Source organism: Delftia sp. ZNC0008 (assembly GCF_000799035.1).
In the GTDB taxonomy this organism is placed as follows: domain Bacteria; phylum Pseudomonadota; class Gammaproteobacteria; order Burkholderiales; family Burkholderiaceae_C; genus Comamonas; species Comamonas tsuruhatensis.
In genome coordinates this window covers 21,770-29,616 of the sequence record NZ_JTKZ01000179.1, presented here as the reverse complement: position 1 = coordinate 29,616, position 7,847 = coordinate 21,770, and the positions used below count along the sequence as shown (strand labels likewise).

General features: G+C 66.6%; 6 protein-coding genes. 3 read left to right on the top strand and 3 right to left on the bottom strand.

Annotated elements, in window-relative coordinates:
* The first annotated feature begins 100 nt into the window (after nt 1-100).
* Both L995_RS05985 and L995_RS05980 read left to right on the top strand, forming a co-directional pair.
* Nucleotides 101-1,954: a putative nucleotidyltransferase substrate binding domain-containing protein gene (locus tag L995_RS05985; RefSeq protein WP_047470138.1), complete on the top strand. Its 1,854-nt coding sequence runs from the start codon at nt 101-103 to the stop codon at nt 1,952-1,954.
* Nucleotides 1,951-2,604: a 3'-5' exonuclease gene (locus tag L995_RS05980; protein ID WP_047470136.1), complete on the top strand. Its 654-nt coding sequence runs from the start codon at nt 1,951-1,953 to the stop codon at nt 2,602-2,604. Before L995_RS05985 ends, L995_RS05980 begins: the two co-directional genes overlap by 4 nt.
* A gap of 21 nt (nt 2,605-2,625) precedes the next feature.
* Here L995_RS05980 and L995_RS05975 read toward each other — a convergent pair whose 3' ends face one another.
* The 3 genes from L995_RS05975 to L995_RS05965 all read right to left on the bottom strand — a co-directional run bounded on the left by L995_RS05975 (nt 2,626) and on the right by L995_RS05965 (nt 5,510).
* Nucleotides 2,626-3,261, bottom strand: coding sequence for a YbhB/YbcL family Raf kinase inhibitor-like protein (locus tag L995_RS05975; RefSeq protein ID WP_047470133.1), 636 nt, complete (start codon nt 3,259-3,261; stop codon nt 2,626-2,628).
* 210 nt (nt 3,262-3,471) lie between these two features.
* Nucleotides 3,472-5,205, bottom strand: coding sequence for a cation acetate symporter (locus L995_RS05970; protein ID WP_016450046.1), 1,734 nt, complete (start codon nt 5,203-5,205; stop codon nt 3,472-3,474).
* Complete coding sequence (locus L995_RS05965; protein ID WP_012207753.1) at nt 5,202-5,510, bottom strand: DUF485 domain-containing protein; 309 nt, start codon at nt 5,508-5,510, stop codon at nt 5,202-5,204. The genes L995_RS05970 and L995_RS05965 overlap by 4 nt, the downstream gene beginning before the upstream one ends.
* A 303-nt stretch (nt 5,511-5,813) precedes the next feature.
* On the opposite strand from L995_RS05965, the gene L995_RS05960 reads away from it, so the two are divergent.
* A complete protein-coding gene (locus L995_RS05960) occupies nt 5,814-7,496 on the top strand; it encodes an MFS transporter (RefSeq protein WP_016450047.1) in 1,683 nt (560 codons plus the stop codon).
* The last annotated feature ends 351 nt before the right edge of the window (nt 7,497-7,847 follow it).

Below are 7,847 nucleotides of genomic sequence, written 5' to 3'. Positions count from 1 at the left end.
CCGCGTCCTGCCCATGCTGCGCGCCTACCTGGAAGGCGATGGCTGGTTCGACAACGGCTGGGACGCGGCTGCAAGCGTGGAGCAAGGCCTGAAGGTTTGAATGGCGGGGCTGGAACAACGGCCCCGCCCCATGCCCAACGCGTTCAACTTCGCCGCCTCTCCCTTCGACTGCCTCACGCCCGACGAACAGGCGCTGGTGCGCGATGGCGTGGACATCGCCTACTTCCCCGAGGGCGCCGTGGTGCTGGACGCGGGCTCGGCGCCCACCCACCTCTTCGTCATCATCAAGGGCCATGTGGTGCAGACCGAGGGCGACGAGGTGCTGGCCAGCTACGGCCCCGACGACAGCTTCGACGGCCGCGCCCTGGTGGCCGGCCGCACAGGCAGCCGCTTCACCGTGGCCGAGGAACTCATCGCCTACCAGCTTGCGCGCGAAACCGTGGGCGAGCTGATCGCGCGCAACACGGCCTTTGGCGCCCTGCTGTTCTCCGACCTGGGCCACAAGCTGGGCACATTGGCCCAGCGCGCCGACCGGCACGAATTGCAGTCGCTGACGCTGGCGCGCGTGGACCAGGCCTATCTGCGTACCGCCCATGTGGTGGATGCGGCCACCGACATCGTCTCCGTGGTGCGCCTGTTCCATGCAGAGCGCACGACCAGCGTGCTGGTCTCGGGACTGCCGCAGGGCGGCCTGGGCATCTTCACGGGCACCACGCTGCAGCGCGCCATCCTCGACGGCCGCCCGCTGGAGCGGCTGGCCGTGGGCGAATTCGCCAGCCAGCCCGTGTTCACCGTGCGCGCCGACGACCAGCTGGGCGATGCCCTGGTCGTGCTGCTGCGTGCGCGCGTGCACAGGCTGGCCGTGCTCGATGCACAGGGCCAGGTGCTGGGCATCCTGGAGGCGCTGGACCTGTTCAGCTTCCTGGCCAACCACTCCCACCTCATCACGGTGCAGATCGAGCAGGCCGCCGACCTGCAGGCGCTGGAGCAGGCCGCCGCCCAGATCACGCGCCTGGTGGCCGCCCTGCACCGGGGCGGCACGCGCATTGCCCTCATGGCGCGCCTGGTGCAGCAGCTCAATGCCCGTTTGTTCGAGCGTGCCTGGCAGATGCTGGCGCCGCCGGACCTGGTGGCCCACAGCTGCCTCTTCGTCATGGGCAGCGAGGGGCGCGGCGAGCAATTGCTCAAGACCGACCAGGACAACGGCCTGCTGATGCGCGACGGCTATGCGCCGCCCCAGGACCTCGACGCCATCTGCGCGCGCTTTTCCGCGCAGCTGCAGCGCTTCGGCTACCCCGAATGCCCGGGCGGCATCATGCTCAGCAATCCGCTGTGGCGCGGCACGGTGGCCGACTTTGGCCGTCGTGTGCGCGAATGGCTGATCCTGCCCAGCCCGCAAGGGCTGATGCACCTGGCCATCTTTCTGGACGCCCACGCCGTGGCAGGCGATGCAGCCTTGCTGGCGCAGGTTCGGCGGGACCTGATGGCGCTGGCCCTGGACAGCGACGCCCAGGTGGCGCGCTTTGCCTCGGCCGTCGACGCCTTCGCGCACGAGCCGGGCAGCTGGTGGGAGCGGCTGCTGGGCCGTGGTGACGAGGGGGCGCCCGTGCACCTCAAGAAGGCCGGCATCTTTCCCATCGTCCACGGCGTGCGCAGCCTGGCGCTGGCCCACCACATCGCCGCCACGGGAACGGCCGAGCGCCTGGCGGCCCTGGTGGCCGAAGGCGTGCTCGATGAAGTCCAGGGCCGCGAACTGCTTGAAGGACTGCACTTTCTCATGGGCCTGCGCCTGCAGGCGGGCCTGGCCGAGATCGACCTGGGCCGGCCCGTCACCGGCCATGTGGACCCGGCGCGCCTGAGCAGCCTGGAGCGTGACCTGCTCAAGGACACGCTGGCCGTGGTGCGGCGCTTTCGGGAACTGCTGCGCCAGCGCCTGCGGCTGGACGCGGTATGAGCGCGGCACCCCTGTCGAAATGGGTGGCGGGCCTGCGGCGCAACTGGCAGCGGCGCAGGCTGGCGGACCCCGCCTATGACTTCCTTTTCGGTGCGCCGCCGCCCGGCGAATGGGTGGCGCTGGACTGCGAGACCACGGGCCTGGACGTGCGCAGCGACGAGATCGTCTCCATCGGCGCCGTGCGCATCGTGGGAGAGCGCATCCTGTCCAGCGAGCGCCTGGAGCTGCTGGTGCGCCCCTCGCGCAGCGTGCCCGGCGACAGCGTGCGCATCCACCGCCTGCGCGAGCGCGACCTGGCCCGGGGCCTGGCCATCGAGGACGCGCTCGCGCAGCTGCTGCGCTTCATCGGCAGCCGCCCGCTGGTTGGCTACTACCTGGAATTCGACGTGGCCATGATCGAGCGCGTGCTGCGCCCCTGGCTGTGCACGGGCCTGCCCAACGAGCGCATCGAAGTCTCGGCCCTGTACTACGACCACCGCTTCCGGCAACTGCTGCCCTGGCAGCAGCAGGCGCCCGAGATCGACCTGCGCTTTGCCACGCTGATGGCCGACCTGGGCCTGCCGCAGCGCGAGGCCCACGACGCGCTCAACGACGCCGTGATGGCGGCGCTGGCCTTCATCAAGCTGCGCAGGCTGGCCGGCGCGACGTAGGGCGCCCGGAAAGGCGTTCGCTCAAGCGGCGGAGACCGCAGGGTTCAGGCTGTACAGGCCGGTGATGCTGGCCTTGCCCAGCACCTGGCCGGCTTGCAGCGCCGCGCGCACATTGGCGCCGGTCAGTTCGCCGGAGACCGCCAGCGTGGGCGTGGCCAGCGCATAGACGGTGAAGACGTAGTGGTGGACGATGCTGTCATTCCACGGGGGGCAGGGGCCGTCGTAGCCGTAGTAGTCGCCCTTCATCTGCTCGTCGCCCGCGAACCAGCCCGTGTAGTCGTTGATGCCGTGGCGCAGGCCGCCGGGGGCGGCCGGGCCGCTCTTGCCGCGCGGCGTGACGCCGTCGGACTGGGCACCTGCCGCGATCTCGGTGGTGGCGGCCGGAATGTCCAGCAGCAGCCAGTGGAAGAAGTCCACGCGCGGCAGGCTGGCCGGCACTTCGCGGCCTTCCTGGTTCACATCGTCGCCGCGGCTGGGCACGTCGGGATCGTGGCAGACCACGACGAAGGACTGCGTGCCCGCCGGTGCGCCGCTCCAGGCAAGGTGCGGATTGCGGTTGGACGACAGCGCCACGTGGGATGCCGCATCGGGCACGGCGAACGCGAATTCGCCGGGGATGGCCTGGCCGTCCTGGAAGCTTTGGCTGGTGAGTTGCATGTCGGATGGATCCTGTGCGTTGAAGAGAGAAGTCATGCTGCACGAAGCGCTCGGCAGACCCCCGAGTCTAGGGGCGGGGAAAATGCAGGACATCGCCCATCCGCTCAAAAGGCTTCTCCAGCCGATCAAACTGAGTGTCTCTGGTGTGGCGAGGGATGAAAAAAAGCCGGGCGCATGGCCCGGCTTGTGCGTGGTTGCCGCTTCGGCAGCTCAGTGGCCGGAGGCGCCCGAAGCTCCCAGACCCGTTTCCGAACGCACCTGCTGCGCGGGGAACACGGCGCGTTCCCTGGCGGCCTGGGCACTCTTGTCGAGCACCGAGAACAGCCACACGCCCACGAAGCCGATGGTCATGGAGAACAGCGCGGGCGATGCATAGGGGAACCAGGCCGAGCCTGCAGGGTTGCCCAGCGTGGCTTCCCAGACCGGGGGCGAGACGATGGTCAGGCCCACCGAGGACGCCAGGCCCATGAAGCCGCCGATCACGGCGCCCTTGGTCGTGCAGTCCTTCCACAGCACCGACAGCAGCAGCGGGGGGAAGTTGGCCGAGGCCGCGACCGCGAAGGCCAGCGACACCATGAAGGCGATGTTCTGCTTCTCGAACACGATGCCCAGCAGCACGGCGATGGCGCCCAGCGTCAGCGTGGTGATGCGCGAGACGCGCAGCTCGGCGGCGCTGTCGGCCTTGCCTTTCTTGATCACGGTGGCGTACAGGTCATGCGACACGGCCGAGGCGCCCGACAGCGTCAGGCCCGCGACCACGGCCAGGATGGTGGCGAAGGCCACGGCCGAGATGAAGCCGTAGAACACGTCGCCGCCCACGCTCTTGGCCACCAGCACGGCCGCCATGTTGGCCGTGCCCGCGCCGCCGTGGATCACGCCCTTGACCGTGTCGGCCATCTCGGGATTGGTCAGCACCAGGGTGATGGCGCCGAAGCCGATGATGAAGATCAGCACGTAGAAGTAGCCGATCCAGGTCGTGGCCCAGAACACGCTCTTGCGCGCTTCCTTGGCGTCGGGCACGGTGAAGAAGCGCATCAGGATGTGGGGCAGGCCCAGCGTGCCGAACATCAGCGCCATGCCGAAGCTGATGGCCGAGATCGGGTCCTTGATGAAGCCGCCCGGGCCCATGATGGCCAGGCCCGCCTTGGCGGCGGCCGAGGGGTCGGCGCCGTTGTTGGCAGCGATCTCGGAGCGCACGCGCACGCCTTCGGCGAACAGCGCCTCGGGGCTGAAGCCGTACTTGGCCAGCACCATGAAGCCCATGAAGGTCACGCCGGCCAGCAGCATGCAGGCCTTGATGATCTGCACCCAGGTCGTGGCCGTCATGCCGCCGAACAGCACGTAGATCATCATCAGGCCGCCCACCAGCACCACGGCGATCCAGTAGTCCAGGCCGAACAGCAGCTTGATTAACTGGCCCGCGCCCACCATCTGCGCGATCAGGTAGAAGGCCACCACCACCAGCGTGCCGCTGGCCGCGAAGGCGCGGAACGGTGTCTGGGAGAAGCGGTAGCCGGCCACGTCGGCGAAGGTGAACTTGCCCAGGTTGCGCAGGCGCTCGGCCAGCAGGAACGTCAGGATGGGCCAGCCCACCAGGAAGCCGATGGAGTAGATGAGGCCGTCATAGCCGCTGGCCATGACCGAGGCCGAGATGCCCAGGAAGGAGGCGGCCGACATGTAGTCGCCCGCAATCGCCAGGCCGTTCTGAAAGCCCGTGATGCCGCCGCCGGCCGTATAGAAGTCGGCGGCCGACTTGGTGCGGCCCGCGGCCCACTTGGTGATCCACAGCGTGGCCACGACGAAGGCCGTGAAGAGAATGATGGCGGTCCAGTTGGTGGCCTGCTTGGCGGCCACGCCGACATCGCCGCCGGCGGCCAGCACGGGCCCCGTCAGGGCCAGCGCCACGGCGGGCGCCAGCAGCATGCGTTGTGCGGAATTCTTCATTTCGTGGCGTCCTTCAGGATGTCCTGGGTGAGCTTGTCGTACTCGCCATTGGCACGGCGCACGTAGAGGCCGGTGACGATCACCGAGAACACGATCACGCCCATGGCGATAGGAATGCCCAGCGAGGTCACGCCCGCGCCAATGGGCTGGGCCAGAAAGGATTTGTCGAAGGCAATCAGCGCGATATAGCCGTAATAAACGACCAGCATCAGCAGCGTCAGAAAAAGGCCCAGGCGATTGCGTCTGGATCGCAGCTCCTGGTATTTGGGATGGCGCTGTATTTTGTCTACCACCGGATCGGTCATGGTTTGTCTCCTGAAGTTGGAATCGCGGCGGCAGCCCCATGGATCTGCAGCCTTGCGGCGCATTCTGGAAAGCGCTTCTGACCGAGTGCTTACGCAGTGCAGCATGGTTTGCCAGGGTTTTTACGGTGCTTTTCACATGGAAAAAGACGGCATCAGGGTTGCTGCTGGGTTAGTAAGAAATCGTTCAGTTCGCCGTCAATTTCTGTAAGAGGTGAGTCAGATTCGCGTCAGCAGGCAGGCGGATAGTGAATCGGCGGGCCTATGGCAAGCCCGCTAAATATTCAATAAATCAAGGAGACAGACATGGCTATCAACGCATCGCAAGGCGCGGGGGTCAAGGCGACCCCGCGGCCCATGACTCCGGAAGAACGCAAGGTGATCTTTGCCTCGTCGCTAGGCACGGTATTCGAGTGGTACGACTTCTATCTCTACGGATCGCTGGCGGCCATCATCGCCAAGCAATTCTTCAGCGGGCTCGATGCGGGATCGGCCTTCATCTTCGCGCTGCTGGCCTTCGCGGCCGGCTTCATCGTGCGGCCCTTCGGCGCACTGGTGTTCGGGCGGCTGGGCGACATGATCGGGCGCAAGTACACCTTCCTCGTGACCATCCTGATCATGGGCCTGTCGACCTTCATCGTCGGCATCCTGCCCACCTACGCCAGCATCGGCGTGGCGGCGCCGGTGATCCTCATCGGCCTGCGCATGCTGCAGGGCCTGGCCCTGGGCGGCGAGTACGGCGGTGCGGCCACCTATGTGGCCGAGCACGCGCCGCACGGCAAGCGCGGCGCCTACACCTCGTGGATACAGACCACGGCAACGCTGGGCCTGTTCCTGTCGCTGCTGGTGATCCTGGGCGTGCGCACCTCCATCGGCGAGCAGGCCTTCGCGGACTGGGGCTGGCGCATTCCCTTCCTGCTGTCCATCGTGCTGCTGGGCATCTCGGTGTGGATCCGCATGACGCTGTCCGAGTCGCCAGCCTTCCAGAAGATGAAGGCCGAGGGCAAGGTCTCCAAGGCTCCGCTGTCCGAGTCCTTCGGCCAGTGGCGCAACCTCAAGATCGTGATCCTGGCGCTGATCGGCCTGACCGCCGGCCAGGCTGTCGTCTGGTACACGGGCCAGTTCTATGCGCTGTTCTTCCTGACCCAGCAGCTCAAGGTCGATGCGGTGACGGCCAACCTGCTGATCGCGGCGGCACTGATCATCGGCACGCCGTTCTTCGTGATCTTCGGTTCGCTGTCCGACAAGATAGGCCGCAAGCCCATCATCATGCTGGGCTGCGTGCTGGCCGTGGTGACCTACTTTCCCGTGTTCAAGGCGCTGACCGAGGCGGCCAACCCCGACCTGGCCGCGGCCCAGGCCAAGAGCAAGGTGGTGATCGTTGCCGATCCCAAGGAATGCTCGTTCCAGTTCAATCCCACGGGCACTTCCAAGTTCACCAGTTCCTGCGACGTGGCCAAGCAGCTGCTGGCCGCCGGCTCGGTCAGCTATGACTCCGAGGACGCAGCTCCCGGCAAGACGGCCTTCATCCGCATCGGCAGCACCGAGATCCCCTCGTTCTCCGTCAAGGGCCTGAGCCCCGAGGAAGCCAAGGCCAAGGACGCCGAGTTCAAGAAGACCGTGGCCAAGGTGCTGGCCGAGGACGGCTATCCCACCAAGGCCGACCCTGCGAAGATGAACAAGGTGATGATGGTCGCCATCCTGACCTACCTGGTCATCCTCGTGACCATGGTCTACGGCCCCATCGCCGCCATGCTGGTGGAGCTGTTCCCCACCCGCATCCGCTATACCTCCATGAGCCTGCCGTACCACATCGGCAATGGCTGGTTCGGCGGCCTGCTGCCCACCATGTCGTTCGCCATCGTGGCCCAGACCGGCAACATGTACAGCGGCCTCTGGTATCCCATCGTCATCGCGGGCGCCACGGCCATCATCGGCACGCTGTTCCTGCGCGAGACCAAGGATGTGGATATCTACGCGAATGATTGAGGGCTCCCCCTGAGGCGCTGACGCGCCTTCCCCCGTATGCACGGCGCCCTCTCTCGCTTCGCGGGAGGGGGACGACGCCCTCGCCGCGAGGCGGCTCTTGCTCGGCGTCTCTGAGTTGGGCCGCGCCGGTTGCATGCGGTGTGCGCAGTATCCGACTGTGTTTTGTGGCGCTGCATTGACGAAAGCCCATGGCGGTTTGCCATGGGCTTTTTCGTATGGCGCTTCTACTGGTTTTCCATGTCATGCCTGTGGCAGCAAAGCATCAGATCGCGCATTTTCAGAGGCGGCCGTACATTTTTTGACATGCCCGCACCTAGAATTCGCAGCAGCCGCAAATGGCACTGATCTAGA